The organism is Paraburkholderia humisilvae, assembly GCF_902859855.1.
GTDB classification, from domain to species: Bacteria; Pseudomonadota; Gammaproteobacteria; order Burkholderiales; family Burkholderiaceae; genus Paraburkholderia; species Paraburkholderia humisilvae.
This window is the reverse complement of sequence record NZ_CADIKH010000001.1, coordinates 209,352-229,906: the sequence shown is the minus strand read 5'-3', so window position 1 is coordinate 229,906 and position 20,555 is coordinate 209,352. Positions and strand designations below refer to the sequence as shown.

Sequence of the window (20,555 nt, the reverse complement as noted above, 5' to 3'; positions counted from 1 at the left end):
CAGATGTCAACAGCAACAAGGGTCGCGGATGGACTGGATACTCATTGGCAAGGCGCTGATTCTGGGCGTCATCGAAGGCTTGACGGAGTTTTTGCCGGTGTCGAGCACCGGGCACCTGATCATTGCCGGGCATCTGCTCCGATTCAACGCGCCGCAGGCGAAGACCTTCGATGTTGTGATCCAGCTGGGTGCGATTCTCGCGGTCTGCTGGGAATTCCGGCGGCGCATCGTCGATGTGGTGGTGGGGCTGCCGGTGCGCGCCGATGCGCGGCGTTTCGCGCTGAACGTGATCATCGCGACGATTCCCGCGATCGTGCTCGGTCTGCTGTTCGAAAAGGCGATCAAGGCGGTGCTGTTCGCGCCGGTGCCGGTTGCCGTGGCGCTCGCGGTCGGCGGCGTGATCATTCTTTGGGCCGAAGCGCGTCAGCGCAATGGCAGCGGCGCGCAGGCGCGCATCCATTCGATCGACGATCTGCGCCCGGTCGATGCACTCAAGGTCGGCCTGGCACAATGCTTCGCGCTGATTCCGGGCATGTCGCGTTCCGGTTCGACGATTATCGGCGGCATGCTGTTCGGGCTCGACCGGCGCGTGGCGACGGAATTCTCATTTTTCCTCGCGATTCCGATCATGTTCGGCGCAACGTTTTACGAGCTGTATAAGGATTGGCACGAGCTGTCGGCGGATGCGCTCGGGATCTTCACCGTCGGCTTCGTCGCGGCTTTTATTAGCGCGTTCGCTTGCGTGCGCTGGCTGTTGCGCTATGTCGCGTCGCACGATTTCACCGCGTTTGCGTGGTATCGGATCGGATTCGGTCTGCTCGTTCTGGTGGTGGGGTACACCGGCGGGTTGAGCTGGGCCGACTAGCGCGGCCTGACCGCTAGCGACGCGTGAAGATCAGGTCCCACACGCCGTGGCCGAGGCGCAGGCCGCGCCGCTCGAACTTGGTGACCGGACGGTAGTCCGGGCGCGGCGCGTAATTCTCCGCGGTGTTCGCAAGCGCGGGTTCCGCGCCGAGCACGTCCAGCATCTGCTCCGCGTAGTTCTGCCAGTCGGTCGCGCAATGCAGATACGCGCCCGGCTTCAGACGCGACACGAGCAGTGCGACGAACTTGGGCTGGATTAGCCGGCGCTTATGGTGACGCGCCTTGTGCCACGGGTCGGGGAAGAAGATATGCACGCCGTCGAGACTGTCCGGCGCGATCATCTGTTCCAGCACTTCGACCGCGTCGTGTTGAACGATGCGGATATTCGACAGATGCTGTTCGCCAATCAGCTTTAGCAGCGCGCCGACGCCGGGTTCGTGCACTTCGACGCCGAGAAAATCGTCCGCCGGGCGGCGCGCGGCGATTTCAGCGGTGGTCGAGCCCATGCCAAAGCCGATTTCCAGCACGCGCGGCGCGTGGCGGCCGAATACCGCGTCCCAGTCCGGCTGTCGCTGCGCAAAGGGCAGCACGAAGCGCGGCCCGAGTTCGTCGATCGCGCGGCGCTGGCCCGGGGAAACGCGCCCGGCGCGCGTGACAAAGCTGCGGATGCGGCGTAGATGCAGCGCTTCGGGCGTTGTCGCGGGGTTCGAATCTTCGGCGGCGGGTTGGGCGGCGCCGGCTGCGTCAGGTACAGCGTCGCATGCGCGGGCGTCATTCGCGGACTGTTCGGAGGAGTCGAGCGGCAAGCCGGCTTCGTTCGGATCGTGAATCATCGTCGATGAATGCGAGTGTGACTGCAACGGGCAACGCAAAGGAAACGGCGCCAGCGCTGCATTAAAACAGATGGGTTTCCGGTGCCCAAGTGCGAACGGTTCGGGCGGGTACGGCGAGCGGGCGCTTTTATCGACTAGGTCGAATGTGTGTTGCAGCCGACTGCGGAGTGGAGCTGGAGCGGGCGATGGGAATCGAACCCACGTCTCTAGCTTGGGAAGCTAGGGTAATAGCCATTATACGACGCCCGCAGAGCGCGCCATTTTACGCGGATTCAAGCGATTTAGGCAAACCGCGCGGCAGCCTGAACTGCCGCCGCGCGCGAGCATCTTCAATCAGCGTGTCATATCTCCCCGAACAGCGTCAGCGACACCGCCGCACGCGTCACCACCATCAGTAACACCTGCACGATCACGAACAACAGAATAGGCGACAGGTCGATTCCGCCCAGGCGCGGGATGATCTTGCGCAGCGGATCGAGAAACGGCGCAGTCAGCTGATAAAGAATCGGCATGGCCGGCGAGCGTGGGTTCAGCCACGACAGCAACGCCATCAGGATCGTCAGCCAGATCACCAGATTGAGCGCCCATTTGATGACGGTGAGCAACGCGACGATCAGCAGCATCGGCATCAGCGCGCGCGGATCGACATGGCCAATCAGCAATATCAGCACGATGTAGACAATCGCGGTGACCACCGTCGCGATCAGGCTGGCCCAGTCGATCTGGCGCGCGTTCGGCAGCACCTTGCGCAGCGGCAGCACGAGCCAGTTTGTCACTTGCAGCACCGCGCTCGACACCGGGTTATACGGCGGCAACCGGACGAATTGCAGCCATGCGCGCAGCAGCAGTGCCGCGCCGAACAGCGTGAAAACCGTATTGAGCAGAAAACGGGCGATATCGCCGAACATCTTGTTGTCCTTTCCTTCAGAATGCGTCCGGCACAGCGCGGACCTGGCGCCGGCCCCGATGTCTCGAAGCCGGCGTGGGTTGTTATGTCAGATAAGGTAGCCGTTCACGCCCCCGATGCGCATGAACGATACCCCGAAATACGGCAGGGTACGGCAAAGCACGGCCGGCAGCAGGTAATCAACCAAGGCCGACCAGGCGACCACCGGCGCGCCTCACCACCCGCCAAACCGTTAGCGCTCGGTCACGCTGAAACCTTGACCTCGCTGATCATCACTTGCGGATTGCCGCCGTCGTAGTAGTTAGGCACATCGCCCAACAACTGGTCGGCTACCGGATTGAACACCTGAAAGAACGCTTCGGCCGAATCGAACAGAAAACGCCCGACCGCGAAGAACGGCGGCGCGGAATCGGGCGGTCCGGCATTGACCCCCGCGTCCACTGACCAGCCCTTGAGCGCCGTGCCGAACAGCTTCGCGGCGAGCGGCATGTGCGTGCCGCAGTAATAGTCCATATCGAAACGGCCATTCGGCTGATACGGATAGAACAGGTAGACGTTGATCATTGTGCGTTCTCGTCGATGAGTCCCGGCCCGGCTCGCGGCGGATATCGCGTTCGCGCGCCGGTCGTCACATTACCATGGCTTACTTGACGCCCGCACCCGCAGTGCGTGATCCGGCGCGCGACCGGACAGATTTTCGCGCATCGGGGCCTTGCGCGTCCTTTGCGATCCGGCAACGGGTCGTCGACCGATCGATGGTCCGTTCGCCTTCGATGCGCAACTACCATCCTAGTTGCTTTTTCGCGACGAGCGATGCGGGTCATGTACAGCGGGGCTGACCGATCGCTGCGCCCGTTCTGCGCGATACCGGCCGGTGTTCCTATCTGTTGGGCATTTCCGCCAGGTTTCTGCCAGCTTCCCGCCAAACAGGTAAAGTAAATTCAGTTGGCTGATCGACGCAGATCGGCGCGCGATAAGGCTGACGAATGGCAGCGGCGAATTCGAATGCCGTGAGGCGCTGACCTGCGCCGATGTGTGTACGTTGTCGTACCGATGACAATCGTCGAGCCGGTTACAAAGACGTTTATGTCGAGTGGCAAATGACGTAGGCGCGAAAACTGCTTGCATCGCCACGTCATAGGCAGTTCCGTCGGCTTTTTCCTGGTTTTACAGTCGGATTCCGGAGGTCGCGATGAGCATCTTTTCATACCGAAAGCACTTGCGGTTCTTGACCCATTCCCAACGGCGTCGCTGGTGGGATCAGAAAAAGCGGCTAACGCCTCGCGTAAAAATTAGTGGCGCGTATGTGCCGCCGAGCGTCACCCGAGAGTTCACCTACGTGAAAGTCGGTTGACGAATCCGAACCCGCAGCGTTCCTGTATTACCCGATGCCCGGCCAAGCCGGGCATTTTCTTTGGTGGCGCCGCACCGCTACGCACCGCGCGCCGCGCGACCGCAGCGAATTTGTAATCAAAGATTACCGGCACGGACTGCGCGTTCGTTTGCAGATCGGTAAATAGAGTTGTGCGCGCCCCGAGACCGACGCAACCCCTTGATTTTCGACGGGTGGCGCCAACTTCGAAGCTATGAATGGCGTGCTACATGAAACAACGCGCGGGCCTCAATTGCAATTTGCAACAAATGCAAACGGCGGCCCCGGGCCTTTTTCGTTAGATTAGGTATCAAGGATGTCGTTATGCGGCACACGGGCCTGATGTGCCGTTTTGGAGAGAACAAATGAAGAAGATCGTTCCGTTTGTCGTTGGGGCTGCACTTGGGGTTGGCGTGATCACTGCTGCGCAGGCGCACGTGTCGGTGGGTATCGGCATCGGCGTGCCGGTGGCGCCTGCGTATCCGGTCTATGCTGCGCCGGCGTACTATCCGCCGCCCCCGGTTGTGTATGCGCCGCCGCCGGTCGTCTATGCGCCGCCTGTCGTGGTGGGCGGTTATTACGGCTATCACGGCTACTACCGTCCGTACTACCACCGCGGCTACTACGGGTACGGTCACGGTTACTACCGTCATTGACACGATGACGTGACGGAAATGAAGCGCGGGCGGTCGAGCCGCTCGCGTGGGGTAGAAACTGCGAATCTTTTCAGCACACGATAACGGCGCAATTCAGGTATCGCACCTGATTGCGCCGTTTGTCATTTGACAAGCGTTCCGTATCGGCACGGAAGCTGGGAAAATACGACCTTTCCTACGCTTCGGAGTCTTCTGTCGATGCAATCGCTGCCTGCTCCCACCTATGACGATGTCGTTGATGCGGCCGCCCGCATCGAAGGCTTCGCGCACCGTACACCGGTCCTCACGTCCACTACCGCAAACGAACGTACCGGCGCATCGATTTTCTTCAAGTGCGAAAACTTCCAGCGCATGGGGGCGTTCAAGTTTCGCGGCGCGTTCAACGCGATTTCTCATTTCGACCGCGCGCAGCGTGACGCCGGCGTGCTGACCTATTCGTCGGGCAATCACGCGCAGGCGATCGCGCTGTCGGCGCGTCTTGCCGGCATTCGCGCGACGATCGTGATGCCGCACGATGCGCCCGCCGCGAAAATGGCCGCCACCCGCGGTTACGGCGGCGAAGTGATCACCTATGACCGCTACAAGGAAAATCGCGAGGAAATCGGTCAGCGGCTCGCCAGGGAGCGCGGCATGACGCTGATTCCGCCGTACGACCATCCGCATGTCATCGCGGGGCAGGGCACGGCGGTGAAGGAACTGATCGACGAGACCGGCCCGCTCGATCTGCTGTTCGTTTGTCTCGGCGGCGGCGGACTGATTGGTGGCAGCGCGCTGTCGGCGGCGGCATTAAGCCCGGCGTGCCGCGTGATCGGCGTCGAGCCGGAGGCGGGCAACGACGCGCAGCAGTCGCTTGCGCGCGGCGAGATCGTGACAATCGACGTGCCGCACACGATTGCGGATGGCGCGGCATCGACGCACCTTGGCCACTACACGTTCCCGATCATCCAGCGTCACGTCGAGCAGATCGTGACCGTCAGCGATGCGCAACTGATCGACACGCTGCGGTTCTTCGCGCAGCGGATGAAGATCGTGGTTGAGCCGACCGGCTGTCTTGCCGCCGCGGCCGTGCTGAACGGCATCGTGCCGGTGCAGGGCAAGCGCGTGGGCGTGGTGGTCAGCGGCGGCAATGTCGACCTCGCCCGCCTCGCCGAATTTCTCGGCTAACCGGCTGCTGCGCGCGCGGCCGGCACGATCAGCTCGTGATACCCGTTCACGATCACGCTGTACGAAAAGTACGCAAAGAGCGCGGCCGACAGCACATGACACGCGCGTAGCAGCCCGGTCCCCGCGCGCTTGCGGCCATGGCTCGCCAGCGCGCAAATGAACAGGGTCCACGCAAGCCCGCCGGCAAGGAAGCCGCCGAGGAACACCAGCGCGGTGGTCACGGAAGTCGCGCCGGCCTTCGCGATCAGTGCGCCGCCGACCGCGGCGAACCACAGAATCGCGCTAGGCGACGACACCGCCAGCAGCACGCCGCGCGCGAAGCCGCGCCACGGGCTCAGATGCGGCGCGGCCGGATCGGCCTCGCCCTCGACCGGCGGCGCCGAGGCGGGAAACAATGCCTCGCGCGCCATCTTCCACGTGAGATAGAGCAGAATTGCGGCGCCGCCGATCCATACCACCCAGCGCACCGCGTCGAATTGCAGCAGCGCGGCCATGCCCGCGAGCGCGAGCGCCGCATAGATCAGATCGCCGAAACACGACCCGAGGCCGAGCCAGAACCCTGGCCGGAAGCCGTGCGATAGCGTCAGCGAAATAATCGCGACGTTCACGAGGCCGATATCGAGGCACAACGACAACGACAGAAAAAAACCATCCGACAACAACGACAACGAATGCATCCGCGCAACTTCCCTGAATTCTTATAGTTGAAGCGAAGCGTGGGTGCACGCTTCGCGCCGGCGCAATTCTACAGGGCGCCGGTGGATGAAGTCACAGACCTAACGTATTCCAGAGTTCGTCGACGCGTGCCTTGACCGCACGATCCATCTCGATCGGGCGGCCCCATTCGCGGTCGGTTTCACCGGGCCACTTGCTGGTCGCGTCGAGTCCCATCTTCGACCCGAGACCGGCCACCGGCGACGCGAAATCGAGATAATCGATCGGCGTCTGATCGACCAGCACCGTGTCGCGCGACGGATCGATGCGCGTCGTGATCGCCCAGATCACTTCCTTCCAGTCGCGAATGTTGACGTCTTCGTCGACGACGACGATGAACTTCGTATACATGAATTGCCGCAGGAAGCTCCAGACGCCGAACATCACCCGTTTCGCGTGACCGGGGTAGCTCTTCTTCATCTGCACGATCGCCATCCGGTAGCTGCATCCTTCCGGCGGTAGATAGAAATCGGTGATCTCCGGGAATTGCTTCTGCAACAACGGCACGAACACCTCGTTGAGCGCAACGCCCAGCACGGCTGGCTCGTCAGGCGGTTTGCCGGTATAGGTGGAGTGGTAGATCGCGTCGCGACGCATCGTGATGCGCTCGATCGTGAATACCGGGAACCACTCCTGTTCGTTGTAGTAGCCCGTGTGGTCGCCGTACGGACCTTCGAGCGCATGCTCATACGCGCTTGCCGGCCCCTTTGACGGCCTGGGCGGCGCGCCCGCCGGCGCCGCAGCCGGCTCGCCCTGCTGCGGATAGATAAAGCCTTCAAGCACGATCTCGGCGCGCGCCGGCACCTGCAACGTATCGACACCGGGCGTCACGCACTTCGCGAGCTCCGTGCGGCCGCCGCGCAGCAGGCCGGCGAACTGGTATTCCGATAGCGTATCGGGCACCGGCGTCACGGCGCCGAGAATGGTCGCCGGGTCCGCGCCGAGCACCACCGCGACCGGGTACGGCTGCCCGGGGTTGCGCAACGCGAACTCGCGGAAATCGAGCGCGCCGCCGCGATGCGCCAGCCAGCGCATGATCACCTTATTGCGCCCAATGACCTGCTGCCGGTAAATGCCGAGGTTCTGCCGGGTCTTGCTGGGCCCGCGCGTGACCGTGAGTCCCCACGTGATCAGCGGGCCCGCGTCGCCAGGCCAGCAGGTCTGGACCGGCAGTTTCGCGAGGTCGACGTCGTTGCCTTCCCAGACGATTTCCTGACACGGCGGCCCGCTGACCGTTTTTGGCGCCATGTCCCAGACCGCTTTCGCGAGCGACAGCAGCTTGCCCGCCTCCTTCAGGCCCTTCGGCGGCTCGGGCTCCTTCAGTGCGGATAGCAGTCGCCCGACGTCCCGCAGCGACTCGAGCGCGGCTTGATCGCCGTGGGCGCCGTCGCCGCCCGCTGTTTCGATGCCCATCCCCAGTGCGACGCGGCGCGGCGTGCCGAACAGGTTGCCGAGCACGGCAAACGCGTGGTTCTGTTTCGATTCAAACAGCAGCGCGGGGCCGCCTGCTCGCAGCACCCGATCGCACAGTTCGGTCATTTCCAGGACGGGGGAGACGTTTTGCGAGATGCGGCGCAGTTCGCCTAACGACTCGAGACGTCCGGCGAAGTCGCGCAGGTCTTTATATTTCATCGGGTCCGATGCGAAGGGCCGTCAGACGGCGGAGTGAGAGGACGGGCACCGGCCGGTGCAAGCGGCTGGCGGCGGCAAACAGCGATAGCGAATAGCGACTGCGAATGACGACGACAAACAGCGGACAACGTGACGGCGCCGACAGGCAGCAACAAATTGCAACAAAAAACGCAGGAACGCCTGTTTCTTTCGATTGTCGATTTTACATGCGTTGTCTGGCGCACGCTGAGGCGCGAAAAGTCATATGGCCCGAAAGGCGCGTACTACGCGGGTCTTGACCGACTGAACGCCGTTCATTATGACAATTGGTTATAGCTTTGGATATTTATAGTGTTGACGATCTATAAAACGGTGCTCTAGAATCCGCTGCATTGGTTGCAGGGCTTGATAGTTTTTACCACCGTCCCCCGGTCCTTCAGACGCAACGCGTCGCTTTTGCCGCCCCTTGCACGGCATTGACGGTTTTAGTTGTCTTCACCAGCGCAATTCGACGCTGGTTTTTCGTGTGGGAGCCCCCGAGTGTGCATGCTTTACAGCATGCTGCCCGACCGTTTCCGAAATTTGGGCTCCCCGAACGGTATTTTTTGCCGTTCTTTGCTGCTTCCCGACGCCGTGGCCGCCTTAACCAGAGCGCACGACGTCTTGATTCTGCGGACGTGTTGCCGAAGCCGGTTCATCGGCGGGGTGCGCGGAGTCATGCAACATGGGAGATCTGAATGAACGCCTGGTTATCGTGGCGTCCCGATGAGCGAGCCGCACAAGCTGTACGCGCTGTATTACGTCGCGGGACGCGTCTGAGTCATTATCTGTTTAGCGTCGTGGGCGGGGTCGCCGTAGTGCTGGCGCTCGCGCTGTGGCTGATGCCGACGTGGCGCGGCACGCTTGCCGCGAAGCTGATGCCGGTGTTGTCCGCCGCCGTGCAGGCAGGCCCGGCCCGGCTGCTGCAAGGCAATCCGCTGCCGGCTATCGCGCCGCCCGGTGTGCGCGGCGACGGGACAGCGGACGATACGTTGTCCAGCAATACCAGCAGCACCAACGACGGCGAGACGCAAGCGGTCGCGTTGACCGGCGTGAACGGCTTCGACAACCCCCTCGACCTCGGCACCGGCCTGAACAAGGCCACGAACGGCGGCAGCGCCGGCCCGTCATCGGCGGTCAACGGGCTCGACCCGCGCACGCTGCCGAGCGTCGCGTCGCTGGCAAACATGATTCCGTCGCAACGCGTAAGCGCCGATGCGCGTGACGACCGCGTGCTGGTGTCTTCGCGTGAGCAGGATCTGGTCTCGACCTTCATTGCGCGCCGCTACCGTGTCGCGCAGGAGCCGGTCAGCGAACTTGTGAAGGCAGCGTTTGACACCGGCCGCGAGGTCGGGCTCGACCCGCTGCTGCTGCTCGCCGTGATGGCGATCGAATCGGGCTTCAACCCATACGCGGAAAGTGGCGTCGGCGCGAAGGGCCTGATGCAGGTGATGTCCACGGTGCACTCGGACAAGTTCCGCTACTTTGGCGGTCAGCGCGCCGCGCTCGAGCCGCTCGCGAACATCAAGGTCGGCGCGCTGGTGCTGAAGGATTGCATCGCACGCGGCGGTTCGCTGCTAGGCGGTCTGCGCCTGTACGTCGGTTCGTCGACGCAGGACGACGGCGGCTACGGCGCGAAGGTGATGGCCGAGCGCACGCGTCTGCGCGACGTCGCACGCGGCCGCAAGGTGCCGATCAACGCGCCGCAGGCGCCCGCGACGGTGAACGCGTCGACGTCCGCGCAACCGGCTGCAAACAATGGCAAACGCGTGCAGGTAACGCTCGACGGCGGTCATCCGCTCGCCGCGGCGAAGACGACATCGAGCGTCACGCCCGCACAAGACGACGCGAGCACGGCACAAAAGCACGATGCTTCGCCGGAGCAACTGGGCGCCTGATCTCACCGAACAGCGATTACGATCAAACAAGCCCCTGCCGGTCAGGTTCTCCGGCAGGGGCTTTTTCATGGCCGGCGTCCGGTTGGCCGTGACACGAGACGGCGAAGCGCGAGACTGCGTCACTCAGACCTGAGCCAACGGTAACGTCGCGAGTCGTTCAAGCACGAGTTCCTTCATCCTGGATGGGGCAGCTAGCTGCTCGAGCCGTTGAGGCCACAGGCCGCGCGCCGCCGACACAGCCGATTTCACCGCGGCTGTCGCGATCCGCTCGGCGATACCGCTGGCGCGCGCCATTAACTTATAGTCCTCCAGCGTTTGCACGCGCTGCATCCGGTCGATCGCGACATTGGTTCCGTACGCTGCGAAGCCCGGTAAAGCGGCCACGCACACGATGTCGTACGCGGGAGTCAGCTGCGGAAACTTCCTGTCGGCATAGAGCACGGAGAAATTCTTCAGGTGTGCGTCGCTGTTTCCGATCAGCGTATTGACAGCCTGACGGATGAAGAACTGTCGAACGTCATCGACGCCTTTCGGACTGAGTCGATTGAGCAGCGTGACGAGGGTTTGAAAGTGCTCGATGTTGCCGTACTTCGCGCGCGGCATCCGCCCGAGAATCTGGCACGCGTCCTCCACATGCAGCCGGACGTTGTCGACCCGGTCGTAGCGCTGAACCGCCAGGAACCATTGCGCTGTACCGGCCGCATCGCTCACGCCAGCTATGTCGAGCGCAGCGATGGGCATCGGCTCACAGTCGGCGACATCGACACCAGCGGCTTTCGCCAGCTGCATCGCCGCGTATTCGTTAAAGATCTGTGTGTCGTCGTTGCGCACCGGCAGCTTCGCAATGATGTCCGAGAGCTTCCCATGCCCGGGCATTGTGTACCGCTTGCCCCGTTGCAGGGTTGAGAGCGCGAGCTTGTTCTGAACCCCCGATACCGATGCGGCACCTTCCGTCGCCCCCTCGATGACCGTCGATTCGAGATTGTCCGCGCCGCCGGTGGCCCCGAACGTCCGCGCGTACTCAGGGATGTCGTGCGGGTCGGCGAGTGGCGCGACCACGACGGCGCCGGGAAGATCGGTCCCGGCGGCGGCAAGCACGCCGAAGTCGTCGCGGTCTTCAGGGTTGTGCCGGGTGAGCTCGAGTCGCCGACGAAGCTCGCTCTCCGGAAGAAGCCCCGCGAAGAACGGCGGCAACTGCCCGCCGGTGTTGTAAAGCGCGGGGTGGAAGGGGTTGGCGAAGATGGCGGCGGCGATGGCCGGTACGCCTGGAATCGACATCGAAAGGCTCAGGGTCGGCTGCCCCGATGCGGCGTTGAACCGCTCCGACGGTACAAAGCGGCAGTTTCCGTCGAGTTCGCAAAGGTAGCCCACGATCTCGCCGTAGAAGCGAACTTCCAGATATCGCGGGTGCAGACCGTCGCTCATGGGTTCTTCCCGACGAACAGGTCGACGGCGCTTTTCGCTTCGCGGTCGGGCCCGGCGTCGCGTCCTGCGAGGACGCGCTCTACCGCGGCGAGATGCTCGTTGGGGACAAGCACCCACTGCGCGTTCAGCGCACCAGCGATCGCGTCGAGCGTTGAGCCGCGTGTATCGTGCTTTCCAGATAGGGTCGTCACGAGATTCGGGCGCGCGATGCCGACGAGTTCCGCCAGGCGGGCGGACGGTGTTTCGCGTTGCGCGATGAGCTGTTTGATCTGGCTGAGGAATGACATTTCATACTCGCGGCCGCGTTTGTTTAATTAATCATACACGCAATCTCGAGACTTGAATTTGACGTTGATGATGTATGAAATATAAAACATATTGCCAGAGATGTATGATAAATAATATCGCGTATCAATCACCCGCCGCGGTTCGACTGCGCATGAAAAAGCCCCCTGCGGGCCGTTTCACCGTCAGGGGGCTTACCGTGACCGAACCCGCCGGCTCACGCGGCGAACGCGTCGGCGGCTACCGGCTGAACAATCCGCGCAACCGTTCCACGGCCTCTTCGAGCCTCGGATAAGCGGTCGCATACGACACGCGCACATAGTCGTGCGGGGCGGCCGAACCAAAATCCATTCCGGGCACCATCACGACCCCCGCATCGTGCAGCATCGCACTGGCCAACACGGCGCTGTCGCCGGCTGCCGCATGCGGCACGTTCCGGCAGTCGGCGTACACGTAAAACGCGCCGTCCGGCATCACCGGTACAGCAAACCCGAGCGATTCGAGCGCCGGCACGAGAAAGTCGCGCCGGCGCTTGAATTCGAGCCGGCGCATCTCATAGATCGCCAGCGTTGCCGGTTCGAAGCACGCAAGCGCCGCGTGCTGCGCGAGCGCCGACGCGCAGATAAACAGGTTTTGCGACAGCTTCTCGAACGCGTCGACGAGCGACGGCGGCACCACGAGCCAGCCGAGCCGCCAGCCGGTCATGTTGAAGTACTTCGAGAAGCTGTTGACCGTGATGACGTCGTCACCGAACGACACCGCGCAAACCGGCGGCGCGTCGTAGCTGAGCCCCTGGTAGATCTCGTCGACCACCGTGAAACCGCCGCGCGCGCGCACGGCTTCGACGATGCGCTTCAGTTCGTCCGGCGCGATCGACGTGCCGGTTGGGTTCGACGGCGACGCGAGCAGCACGCCGCGCGTGCGCGAGGTCCACAAGCGTTCGACGTCGTCGGCCGTCAACTGGAAACGCTCGGCGGGACCGCTTGGCACGAGCACCGGCTTGCCCTCCGCAGCGGTGACGAAGTGCCGGTTGCACGGATAGCACGGGTCGGGCATCAGCACTTCGTCGTCACGATCGACCAGCGCCGTGCACGCGAGCAGCAACGCCGCCGATGCGCCGGCCGTCACGACGATGCGCGCCGGGTCGACGTCGATTCCATAAGCGTGCGCATAGTGGCCGGCGATCGCCTCGCGCAGCGCGCGAATGCCGAGTGCGCTCGTGTAGTGCATGTCGCCGCGCCGCAGCGCGTTCGCCGCCGCTTCGAGCACCGGCTCGGGCGCGGTGAAGTCCGGCTGGCCGATGCTCATATGGATGATGTCGCGGCCGGCGCGCTCGAGCTGCTCGGCTTCCTTCATCATTTCCATCACGTAGAACGGCTGAATCGCGTCGACGCGCGCGGCCAGATGGATCAGAGGTTCGCTGACGCTGTTCATCGGATGAGTCCAGTTCGAAACAAAAACGGGCCGCAGTGTGAAAGAGGCCGTGTACCTGGCGAGTTGCGAGGCGTCGCGGCCCGCGCGCCGCCGTCTAGCGCTTGCGGGCCGACGCTTGCGTTTCAGCCTCGCGCAGCTGCGCGGACAGCTTGTCGAGCACGCCGTTGACGTATTTATAACCGTCAGACCCGCCGAATGTCTTCGCGAGTTCGACGGCTTCGTTGATTACGACACGGTACGGAATATCGACGTGGTGCTTGAGCTCATACGCGGCGACGAGCAGCACCGCGCGCTCGACCGGCGAAAGCTGATCGATCGGCCGGTCGAGGCACGGCGCAATCGCGGCGGACAATTCGTCCCCTTCGCGAATCACGCCGTGCAGCAGCGCATTCAGATGCTCGTGATCAGCCTTGTCGAAACCCTGCGCGCCGCGCAGCTGGGTATCGATCTCGCCGGCAGGCGCACCCGACAGCAGCCACTGGTACAACCCCTGCGTGGCCAGTTCGCGCGAACGTCGGCGTGCGCTCTTCATGCCCGTTCCTCTTCGTCACCCTCGTCTTCGTCTTCTTCTTCGTCGTCGTCATCGCCGTCGAGCTGCTCGAGTGCGACCGCAAGATTGGCCATTTCGACGGCAACGCGCGCCGCATCGCGACCCTTTTCGGTCATCCGCGCGACCGCCTGTTCGTCGGAGTCGGTGGTCAGCACCGCGTTGGCGATCGGAATGCCGAAGTCGAGGCCGACGCGTGTGATACCCGCGCCATTTTCGTTCGATACGAGCTCGAAGTGGTACGTTTCGCCGCGGATCACCGCGCCGACCGCGATCAGCGCGTCGAACTGGCCGCTTTCGGCGAGCTTTTGCAGCGCGAGTGGAATTTCGAGCGCGCCCGGCACGGTGACGAGCAGCACGTCCTCACCCGTCACGCCCAGGCGTTCGAGTTCTTCGATGCATGCGTCGGCGAGGCCGTTGCACACCGGTTCGTTAAAACGCGACTGCACGATGCCAATGCGCAGCCCGTCGCCATCGAGATTCGGTTGGTATTGTCCGATTTCCATATCAGGTCCGTGAAGTGAAGGGGGTGAGCGCAGTATCCTGAACGCGCGGGTCATGCAGAAGTCAACCGCTTACGGGCATGGCTTTTCAGCCGCGACGCCCGGCATCCGCACAAAGCCGGTGACTTCGAGCCCATAGCCTGACATGCTGCCGAGCTTGCGCGGATTCGACAGCACCTGCATTTTGCCCACGCCGAGTTCGCGCAGAATCTGCGCGCCGATTCCGTAGGTCTTGAAGTCGACCGGGCGGCGCTTGAGCGCCTCCGCTTTTTCCTGCTGGTCGAACGCCTTGAACAGGTCGACCAGATGTTCCTTCGAGTCGCCGCAGTTCAGCATGACGATCACGCCGAGGTCGCGCGACGCGATTTCCTGCATCGCCGCGTCGAGTGTCCATGAGTGCGTGCACGACGAGCCGACTTCGAGCAGATCGAGCACCGACAGCGGCTCGTGCACGCGCACCGGCGTGTCGCGCTCGGGCGCCGGCGTGCCGCGCACCAGCGCGATATGCGGCTGACCGCTCGGCTGATCCAGATACATGACTGCGCGGAATGCGCCATGCGCGGTGTGCATCGTGCGTTCCGCAACGCGCTCGACAATCGATTCGGTGCGGCTGCGATAGTGGATCAGATCGGCGATCGTGCCGATTTTCAGGCCGTGCTCGCGCGCGAACTCGATGAGATCGGGCAGACGCGCCATCGTGCCATCGTCCTTGATGATCTCGCAGATCACCGCGGCCGGCGTGAGGCCCGCGAGCGCGGTGAGGTCGCAGCCGGCCTCGGTATGCCCGGCGCGCACCAGCACGCCGCCGGGCTGCGCCATGATTGGAAACACGTGGCCGGGTTGCACGATATGCTCGGCGCGCGCGTCGTGCGCGACCGCGGTTGCGATCGTGCGCGCGCGGTCCGCCGCCGAGATGCCGGTGGTGACGCCTTCGGCGGCCTCGATGCTGACCGTAAACGCGGTGCCGTATTGCGTGCCATTGCGATAGGTCATCAGCGGCAGGTTGAGCTGCTTGCAGCGCTCCTGGGTGAGCGTCAGGCAGATCAGGCCGCGGCCGTAGCGGGCCATGAAGTTGATCGCTTCCGGCGTGATGAATTCCGCGGCGATCACGAGGTCGCCCTCGTTTTCGCGGTCTTCTTCATCGACGAGGATCACCATCCGGCCGGCTTTCAGTTCGGCGATGATCTCGGGAGTGGAGGCGAGCGTCATGGTGGCGAGAGATTCGGGAAAGCGCGTATTTTACGCCACGCGGCTCGCCAAGTCGCCCCGTTCGGATGGGAGAGACCTGCGATGGCCTCTCCCGGGTCACGCGGTCAGGCTCAGAAGCGCGTGCGCATCCCAACCCGCAGCGCGAGCTGATTGTTCGCGCCGCTTCCCGAATTGCCGAAGAAGCTCGAGCTCGAGCCGATTTCCGCCTGCACCGGCACGCCGTTATTGCTGCCGGACGCTTTCTGATAGACCACCAGTGCGTACACGTCGGTGCGTTTGCTCAGCAAATAGTCCGCGATCGAGTTGAGCTGGTTCCAGTGTCCGGTCGCGTCGCCGGAGAGCCGCGAGTACGTATAGCCGAGCCCGACCGAAAACGCCGGCGTCACCGAGTACTTGCCGTCGATTTCGTAGTTATTGAACAGCGAGGAGCGGCCGGTCACGCTCTCGAAGCGCGTATTGGTCCAGTTGCCGAACACCAGCGCCGGGCCGAACGCGTAGCGCGCGCCGACGCCGATCGTGCGCAGATCCTTGTCGCCGAACGTATTGACGTTGGCGATCGTGATCGGGAACGCGGGCGTGGCCGACCCGGGAAAGCGGATATCGGTGTACGCGGCGGCGGCGCCGAACGGGCCATGGTCAAAGTTGGCGCCGAAGCTGATCGTGCGTGACGAACCGGCGTTCGCGACGCCGTCCTCGTCGGTCGCGGGCGAACCGGCGAACGCCCCCGCCTGATTCGAGAATCCGTACAACGCGCCGAATGTGAGTCCGCCAAAGTTCGCGCTCGTGAATTTCACCGCGTTGTTGATCCGGCTCGACGTCAACTGGTCGACGTCGTTGATATGGAATGCGTAGTTGCCGACCGTGACGCCGCCTGCCGCGTACTTCGCGATGTAATCGGTCGACAGCGAATATTGCCGGCCGAAGGTCAGCGCGCCGACGCCTTGCTGCGACAGCCCGACGAACGCCTGCCGGCCGAACAGCGCGCCGCCTTGCGACGCGGTGCCGTTTGCGACGGAGAGGCCGTTTTCGAGTGTGAAGATCGCAGCGAGTCCGCCACCGAGATCCTCGCTGCCGCGGATTCCCCAGCGATTGCCCTGAATCACCCCGTCGTCGAGCTTGACCTTGCTTGCCGCGTTGCCGTCCGGGCCGGCCGCGTGGTTCACGTAACTCACGCCGGCATCCAGCAGGCCGTACAGCGTCACGCTGCTTTGCGCATGGGCTGCCGCGGCAGATAGGGCAAGGCCCGTCGCTATCGCTAACTTCTTCATTGGAACAGTCTCCTGACTCGTTTTTGATGAATGCGTCGTGGCCGAGCGGACGGGAGAGGGCGCACCTGTGAGGCCAAACGAAAAACGCCGGCAAAGCCCCTCCCATGCCGGCGCGCGTGACGCGTCGGCACAGGCTCGTCCTGATCGTTGAAGCGGGTTACTCTGCTGTCCGCGCCGCAGCCGTTGTCGGCGCTGACGGTTGCGCTGCTTTCTGCGTGGTCTACGTGGTCGTCTGGGCTAGCCAGCGGGACCCGCGCGGCGGCGCGACAGCGGCAGCGATATCCGGCACCCGCGAAAACGGATATCGCCTGGCTCGAGCGGGGCGTCCCGCCGTTGCCGCACGGCTATCTGAAGGCGATGCGGTAGTCGGTCACGGTCCGGTCTCCTACCGCGATGACGCATGCACGACCGCCTGAGGCTCGATTGCGTGTGCGTCGGGCGGCGCGCCGTCGTCGAGGCGGATGCGCATCGTGAAGATCGGCCCGAGCAGCAGCACGACGATCGACGCACCGAACGCGACCGCCCAGTGGCCGTGCGACATATCGAGCAGCACGCCGACCACCACCGGGGACACCGCGCCGGCGAGCGCCATCCCGGTGAACGTGCACGCGCTCGACGTCGCCGAATGCTCGACCGAGACTTCAGTGCCAACTACCCAAAGCGGCGAGTCGGCGAGTTCCGAACAGAAGAACGCGACGCCGAGGCTGATCGAGTTGATCGTGATGTCGTGTGTGACGAGTAGCGGGATCAGACCGAAAATCGACAGTAGAAAACCGCAGATGATCACCTCGCGGCGCGCGCGCAGCCGATTGCCGGTGCGTTTGAAACGCCAGTCGGTCAACATGCCGCCGGCGGCGGTGCCCAGCGATCCGCCGAGCAGCACGAGCGCGGAGAACACCGCGTTGTGTTCGAGCTTCAGGCCATAGCGCTGCGAGAAGAACGATGGAATCCAGTTCAGGAAGAACCACAGCACCCAGCCGTGGCAAAAGCAGGCGGCCGTCGCGGGCCACACGCGGCGGATCATGTCGGGCCAGTCGACCGGTTTGCGGCGCGGCGCAGGCGCGGCCGCGTGCAGCACAGGCGTGCCTTCGTCGCTATGTTTTTTCGCCTCGTTGAGGCCCAGGTACATCACCACCATATAGACGAGTGTCACGCCGCCAAGAATGATGAACGTGAAGCGCCACGAAAATGCGACGATCAGCCCGGTGACGATCAGCGGCGCGAGCGCATTCGCGATCCGGCCGATCCCGTGCATCACGCCTTGCGCGGCGCCGCGGCGGTCTTCGGGAATCACACGGGCGATCATCCGCGCGGCGGTTGGGTAGATTGGCGCTTCACCGACGCCGACAAAAAACCGCGCGGCCACCAGCGCCAACAGACTGCCGACGACACCGGTGGCGATCGTCGCGATGGCCCAGATCGAGCCGTATAACAACAGGCCTTTACGGGAGCCGATGCGGTCGCTATGCCAGCCGCCCGGAATCATGAAACAGCTGTAGGCGATCGCGAAAGCGGCGAAGATAAAACCGAGGTGGGTATTGCTGAAGCCCAGTTCCTTGCTCATCACGGGCGCGGCGACCGAAATATTGCTGCGGTCGACGTACATGATGAACGCCATGATACAAAGCAGGACGAACGTGATCCTCGCCCTGCTTCGCGTTGGCTGCGAAGGGGACATGCCTTCCTCCATTCATTGTTATAAGGCGATGCGTTTGCGCGGGGCGGTCTGCGTGCGAAACACGAGACCCGCGCCGCGCGCTGCTGCGAGAGGTCTTGCTGTCGTTGCTACGGCTACTGCTACGGTCGGAAGAAGCTGCTTAGCGCCTCGTAGGTTTCATCAGGACACTCTTCCTGCAGATAATGGCCCGACGGAACCGTCGCAGTCCTGACGATATTCGTCGCATAGCGGTTCCACACTTCGGCCGCGTTGTGATTGCGCCCGACACCGCCTTTCGCGCCCCATAGAATCAGCGACGGCGTGGTCACGCGTTTGCCCGCGTCGTAGTCGGCGGTATCCATGTCGAGGTCGATGCCGAATGTCGCGCGGTAGTCCTCGCACATCGCGTGGATCACCTCCGGATTCCTGATACAGCGGATATAGTCCTGCAGCGCTTCGGGGCCGAAGAAGCTCGTGCCCTGATCGGTTTTCGACAGCTTGCGGCGGATAAAGAACTCGGGGTCCGCGCCCATCATCGTTTCGGGCGTCGGGTAGTCCTGCACCATAAAGAACCAGTGCCATGAGAACTTGCCCCATTGGCGTGTCACGTTGTTCAGCAGATAGTGTTGCGGCAGCATGTCCATAAAGCCGGCCTTCAGCACCTTCGTCGGATGATCGAGGCACATCCGGTGCAGCACGCGTGCGCCACGGTCGTGACCGGCCGCGTAGAACTTCGTGAAGCCGAGGGTTTCCATTACTTCGATCTGGTCCTGCGCCATCGCGCGGAACGAGTAGTTCGAGTGATCGCCGCCGCCGGGTGGCTTCGAGCTATCGCCATAGCCGCGCAGGTCGGTGCAGACGACGGTGAATTCTTTGGCGAGGCGCGGCGCGATCTTGTGCCATGACAGATGGTTGAACGGGTTGCCGTGCATCAGCAGCAGCGGCGGGCCGTCGCCGCCTTTGACCGTGACAATCTCGGCGCCGCTCGTTTTAATGACGGTTTTCGTGAAATTCTCGAACATGGGCATAGCTAACCTCGTGGCTAAGTCCGGCCAATTCCTGGCTCAGGCGTGATCGTGTTGTCGCAGGTCCGCCGCGCGCCGTCGCGAGGCGCTGCAACGGCGTCGATGCGTCAGTGCGCGGCGGCTTCACGCGCGGTTTTGCGGGCGACGGCGGTGCGGGTCGCGACGTCGAACGCGGCAGCGGTCGCGCCGACATCCGCGATGCCTTGACCGACGATGTCGTAGGCGACGCCATGCGCCGGCGTCGCGTAGACGGTCTTCAGGCCGCCCGTCAGCGTGACGCCTTGCGAAAAGCCGAGCAGCTTCGTCGCAATTTGCCCCTGGTCGTGGTACATGATCACCACCGCGTCGAAGTCACCGCGCCGTGCCTTGATAAACACCGTGTCGGACGGAAACGGACCTTCGCTCGACAGACCCTTCGCGCGCAGCGCATCGAGTGTCGGGCGAATAATCCTGATCTCCTCGTCGCCGAACAGGCCGTTCTCGCCGCCATGCGGATTGAGCGCGGCCACGCCGATGCGCGGCGCGGTCTTGCCGAACGCGCGCATCGTGTCGTGCGCCAGCGTCAGCGCGCCTTCGATGCGGTCTGGTTTCACCATGTCGACCGCCTGGCGCAGGGCGACGTGCGATGTCACGCGGAAGGTCGAGAACTGCGGAATGATGTTGACCTCGCCGAAGTAGCCTTCGTGCTTTGTCCATGCGGCGAACATCTGGTGTTCGTCGTGATGGTTCCAGCCGCCGCGATGCAGCGCGGCCTTGTTCAGCGGTGCGAAGCAGATGCCGTCGAGTTCGCCGGCGAGTGCGAGGTCCGTCATCTGCTTGAGCGTCTCGCCGGTGAGGCGCCCCGATTCGGCGTTCAATTCGCCGCGCGGGTAGAGCGCCGGATCGATGTTGTGCAGGTCGATCAGTGGCACGGTGGCCGCATCGTGCACTGCGTCCTTCACATTCGAAATCTTGACGTAGGGAATCCGCTGGCCGGCGTCCTTCATGCCGAGTTCGAGCACGCGCTCGTCGCCGACGATCACAACGTTCGCCTTGGCGCGCGTCTCAGGCAGCGACAGCAGCTTGACGATCAGCTCCGGGCCGATTCCGGTGACGTCGCCGAGCATCAGGCCAATAAGAGGTTTCATGCGAGGTTCTCCGTGTG

19 protein-coding genes and 1 tRNA gene are annotated in these 20,555 nt (G+C 63.4%); 4 read left to right on the top strand and 16 right to left on the bottom strand.

From position 1 onward, the window contains the following. Positions 1–28: 28 nt before the first annotated feature. Entirely contained in the window at positions 29–865 is an 837-nt protein-coding gene (locus tag HV796_RS00965) for an undecaprenyl-diphosphate phosphatase (protein ID WP_175224257.1), read from the top strand. 13 nt (positions 866–878) lie between these two features. On the opposite strand, the gene trmB is transcribed toward HV796_RS00965, so the two are convergent. The 4 genes from trmB to HV796_RS00945 form a co-directional block, all read right to left on the bottom strand. Beyond that, positions 879–1,697 carry a tRNA (guanosine(46)-N7)-methyltransferase TrmB gene (trmB, locus tag HV796_RS00960; RefSeq protein WP_175224255.1) on the bottom strand — a complete coding sequence of 273 codons (819 nt, stop codon included), beginning with the start codon at positions 1,695–1,697 and terminating at the stop codon, positions 879–881. A gap of 174 nt (positions 1,698–1,871) precedes the next feature. After that, positions 1,872–1,946, bottom strand: a tRNA-Gly gene (locus HV796_RS00955). Positions 1,947–2,038: 92 nt separating this feature from the next. Then, positions 2,039–2,605: a YggT family protein gene (locus HV796_RS00950; protein WP_175224253.1), complete on the bottom strand. Its 567-nt coding sequence runs from the start codon at positions 2,603–2,605 to the stop codon at positions 2,039–2,041. 242 nt (positions 2,606–2,847) lie between these two features. Next, on the bottom strand, positions 2,848–3,168 hold the full coding sequence (locus tag HV796_RS00945) for an EthD family reductase (protein ID WP_175224252.1): 321 nt from the start codon (positions 3,166–3,168) through the stop codon (positions 2,848–2,850). Between the two features lie 1,173 nt (positions 3,169–4,341). On the opposite strand from HV796_RS00945, the gene HV796_RS00940 reads away from it, so the two are divergent. After that, positions 4,342–4,632, top strand: a complete 291-nt coding sequence (locus tag HV796_RS00940; protein ID WP_175224250.1) for a hypothetical protein — start codon at positions 4,342–4,344, stop codon at positions 4,630–4,632. Positions 4,633–4,830: 198 nt separating this feature from the next. Further along, positions 4,831–5,796: a threo-3-hydroxy-L-aspartate ammonia-lyase gene (locus HV796_RS00935; protein ID WP_175224248.1), complete on the top strand. Its 966-nt coding sequence runs from the start codon at positions 4,831–4,833 to the stop codon at positions 5,794–5,796. Here HV796_RS00935 and HV796_RS00930 read toward each other — a convergent pair. Next, positions 5,793–6,473, bottom strand: a complete 681-nt coding sequence (locus HV796_RS00930) for a LysE family translocator (RefSeq protein ID WP_175224246.1) — start codon at positions 6,471–6,473, stop codon at positions 5,793–5,795. The two genes, HV796_RS00935 and HV796_RS00930, sit on opposite strands and share 4 nt — an antisense overlap. 91 nt (positions 6,474–6,564) lie before the next feature. After that, positions 6,565–8,142, bottom strand: coding sequence for a UbiD family decarboxylase (locus tag HV796_RS00925; RefSeq protein ID WP_175224244.1), 1,578 nt, complete (start codon positions 8,140–8,142; stop codon positions 6,565–6,567). A gap of 716 nt (positions 8,143–8,858) precedes the next feature. Here HV796_RS00925 and HV796_RS00920 point away from each other — a divergent pair. Then, positions 8,859–10,058, top strand: a complete 1,200-nt coding sequence (locus HV796_RS00920; protein WP_175224242.1) for a transglycosylase SLT domain-containing protein — start codon at positions 8,859–8,861, stop codon at positions 10,056–10,058. 123 nt (positions 10,059–10,181) lie between these two features. Here HV796_RS00920 and HV796_RS00915 read toward each other — a convergent pair whose 3' ends face one another. The 10 genes from HV796_RS00915 to HV796_RS00870 all read right to left on the bottom strand — a co-directional run bounded on the left by HV796_RS00915 (position 10,182) and on the right by HV796_RS00870 (position 20,538). After that, positions 10,182–11,483, bottom strand: a complete 1,302-nt coding sequence (locus HV796_RS00915) for a type II toxin-antitoxin system HipA family toxin (protein WP_175224241.1) — start codon at positions 11,481–11,483, stop codon at positions 10,182–10,184. After that, the gene (locus HV796_RS00910) at positions 11,480–11,770 is read right to left on the bottom strand and encodes a helix-turn-helix domain-containing protein (RefSeq protein ID WP_246355626.1); all 291 of its coding nucleotides are present in this window, start codon (positions 11,768–11,770) and stop codon (positions 11,480–11,482) included. Before HV796_RS00910 ends, HV796_RS00915 begins: the two co-directional genes overlap by 4 nt. Before the next feature lie 238 nt (positions 11,771–12,008). Continuing rightward, positions 12,009–13,202: a pyridoxal phosphate-dependent aminotransferase gene (locus HV796_RS00905; RefSeq protein WP_175224239.1), complete on the bottom strand. Its 1,194-nt coding sequence runs from the start codon at positions 13,200–13,202 to the stop codon at positions 12,009–12,011. A gap of 94 nt (positions 13,203–13,296) precedes the next feature. Beyond that, on the bottom strand, positions 13,297–13,734 hold the full coding sequence (nusB, locus tag HV796_RS00900; RefSeq protein ID WP_175224237.1) for a transcription antitermination factor NusB: 438 nt from the start codon (positions 13,732–13,734) through the stop codon (positions 13,297–13,299). Then, entirely contained in the window at positions 13,731–14,255 is a 525-nt protein-coding gene (ribH, locus tag HV796_RS00895) for a 6,7-dimethyl-8-ribityllumazine synthase (RefSeq protein WP_175224235.1), read from the bottom strand. The genes nusB and ribH overlap by 4 nt, the downstream gene beginning before the upstream one ends. Positions 14,256–14,324: 69 nt before the next feature. Beyond that, a complete protein-coding gene (gene ribBA / locus HV796_RS00890; RefSeq protein WP_175224233.1) occupies positions 14,325–15,461 on the bottom strand; it encodes a bifunctional 3,4-dihydroxy-2-butanone-4-phosphate synthase/GTP cyclohydrolase II in 1,137 nt (378 codons plus the stop codon). A 110-nt stretch (positions 15,462–15,571) separates the two neighbouring features. Further along, positions 15,572–16,729: a porin gene (locus tag HV796_RS00885; protein WP_175224231.1), complete on the bottom strand. Its 1,158-nt coding sequence runs from the start codon at positions 16,727–16,729 to the stop codon at positions 15,572–15,574. A gap of 385 nt (positions 16,730–17,114) precedes the next feature. Further along, the gene (locus tag HV796_RS00880; RefSeq protein WP_281369741.1) at positions 17,115–18,347 is read right to left on the bottom strand and encodes an MFS transporter; all 1,233 of its coding nucleotides are present in this window, start codon (positions 18,345–18,347) and stop codon (positions 17,115–17,117) included. A 179-nt stretch (positions 18,348–18,526) separates the two neighbouring features. Continuing rightward, entirely contained in the window at positions 18,527–19,414 is an 888-nt protein-coding gene (locus HV796_RS00875; RefSeq protein WP_217477819.1) for an alpha/beta fold hydrolase, read from the bottom strand. 104 nt (positions 19,415–19,518) lie between these two features. Then, positions 19,519–20,538, bottom strand: a complete 1,020-nt coding sequence (locus tag HV796_RS00870) for a 4-hydroxythreonine-4-phosphate dehydrogenase PdxA (RefSeq protein WP_175224227.1) — start codon at positions 20,536–20,538, stop codon at positions 19,519–19,521. Between the last annotated feature and the right edge of the window lie 17 nt (positions 20,539–20,555).

Bases quoted from the DNA above. Each gene is read 5' to 3' on its own strand.
- HV796_RS00965 (WP_175224257.1), top strand. From the start codon at position 29: ATGGACTGGATACTCATTGGCAAGGCGCTGATTCTGGGCGTCATCGAA.
- trmB (WP_175224255.1), bottom strand. From the start codon at position 1,697: ATGATTCACGATCCGAACGAAGCCGGCTTGCCGCTCGACTCCTCCGAA.
- HV796_RS00950 (WP_175224253.1), bottom strand. From the start codon at position 2,605: ATGTTCGGCGATATCGCCCGTTTTCTGCTCAATACGGTTTTCACGCTG.
- HV796_RS00945 (WP_175224252.1), bottom strand. From the start codon at position 3,168: ATGATCAACGTCTACCTGTTCTATCCGTATCAGCCGAATGGCCGTTTC.
- HV796_RS00940 (WP_175224250.1), top strand. From the start codon at position 4,342: ATGAAGAAGATCGTTCCGTTTGTCGTTGGGGCTGCACTTGGGGTTGGC.
- HV796_RS00935 (WP_175224248.1), top strand. From the start codon at position 4,831: ATGCAATCGCTGCCTGCTCCCACCTATGACGATGTCGTTGATGCGGCC.
- HV796_RS00930 (WP_175224246.1), bottom strand. From the start codon at position 6,473: ATGCATTCGTTGTCGTTGTTGTCGGATGGTTTTTTTCTGTCGTTGTCG.
- HV796_RS00925 (WP_175224244.1), bottom strand. From the start codon at position 8,142: ATGAAATATAAAGACCTGCGCGACTTCGCCGGACGTCTCGAGTCGTTA.
- HV796_RS00920 (WP_175224242.1), top strand. From the start codon at position 8,859: ATGAACGCCTGGTTATCGTGGCGTCCCGATGAGCGAGCCGCACAAGCT.
- HV796_RS00915 (WP_175224241.1), bottom strand. From the start codon at position 11,483: ATGAGCGACGGTCTGCACCCGCGATATCTGGAAGTTCGCTTCTACGGC.
- HV796_RS00910 (WP_246355626.1), bottom strand. From the start codon at position 11,770: ATGTCATTCCTCAGCCAGATCAAACAGCTCATCGCGCAACGCGAAACA.
- HV796_RS00905 (WP_175224239.1), bottom strand. From the start codon at position 13,202: ATGAACAGCGTCAGCGAACCTCTGATCCATCTGGCCGCGCGCGTCGAC.
- nusB (WP_175224237.1), bottom strand. From the start codon at position 13,734: ATGAAGAGCGCACGCCGACGTTCGCGCGAACTGGCCACGCAGGGGTTG.
- ribH (WP_175224235.1), bottom strand. From the start codon at position 14,255: ATGGAAATCGGACAATACCAACCGAATCTCGATGGCGACGGGCTGCGC.
- ribBA (WP_175224233.1), bottom strand. From the start codon at position 15,461: ATGACGCTCGCCTCCACTCCCGAGATCATCGCCGAACTGAAAGCCGGC.
- HV796_RS00885 (WP_175224231.1), bottom strand. From the start codon at position 16,729: ATGAAGAAGTTAGCGATAGCGACGGGCCTTGCCCTATCTGCCGCGGCA.
- HV796_RS00880 (WP_281369741.1), bottom strand. From the start codon at position 18,347: ATGGCGTTCATCATGTACGTCGACCGCAGCAATATTTCGGTCGCCGCG.
- HV796_RS00875 (WP_217477819.1), bottom strand. From the start codon at position 19,414: ATGCCCATGTTCGAGAATTTCACGAAAACCGTCATTAAAACGAGCGGC.
- HV796_RS00870 (WP_175224227.1), bottom strand. From the start codon at position 20,538: ATGAAACCTCTTATTGGCCTGATGCTCGGCGACGTCACCGGAATCGGC.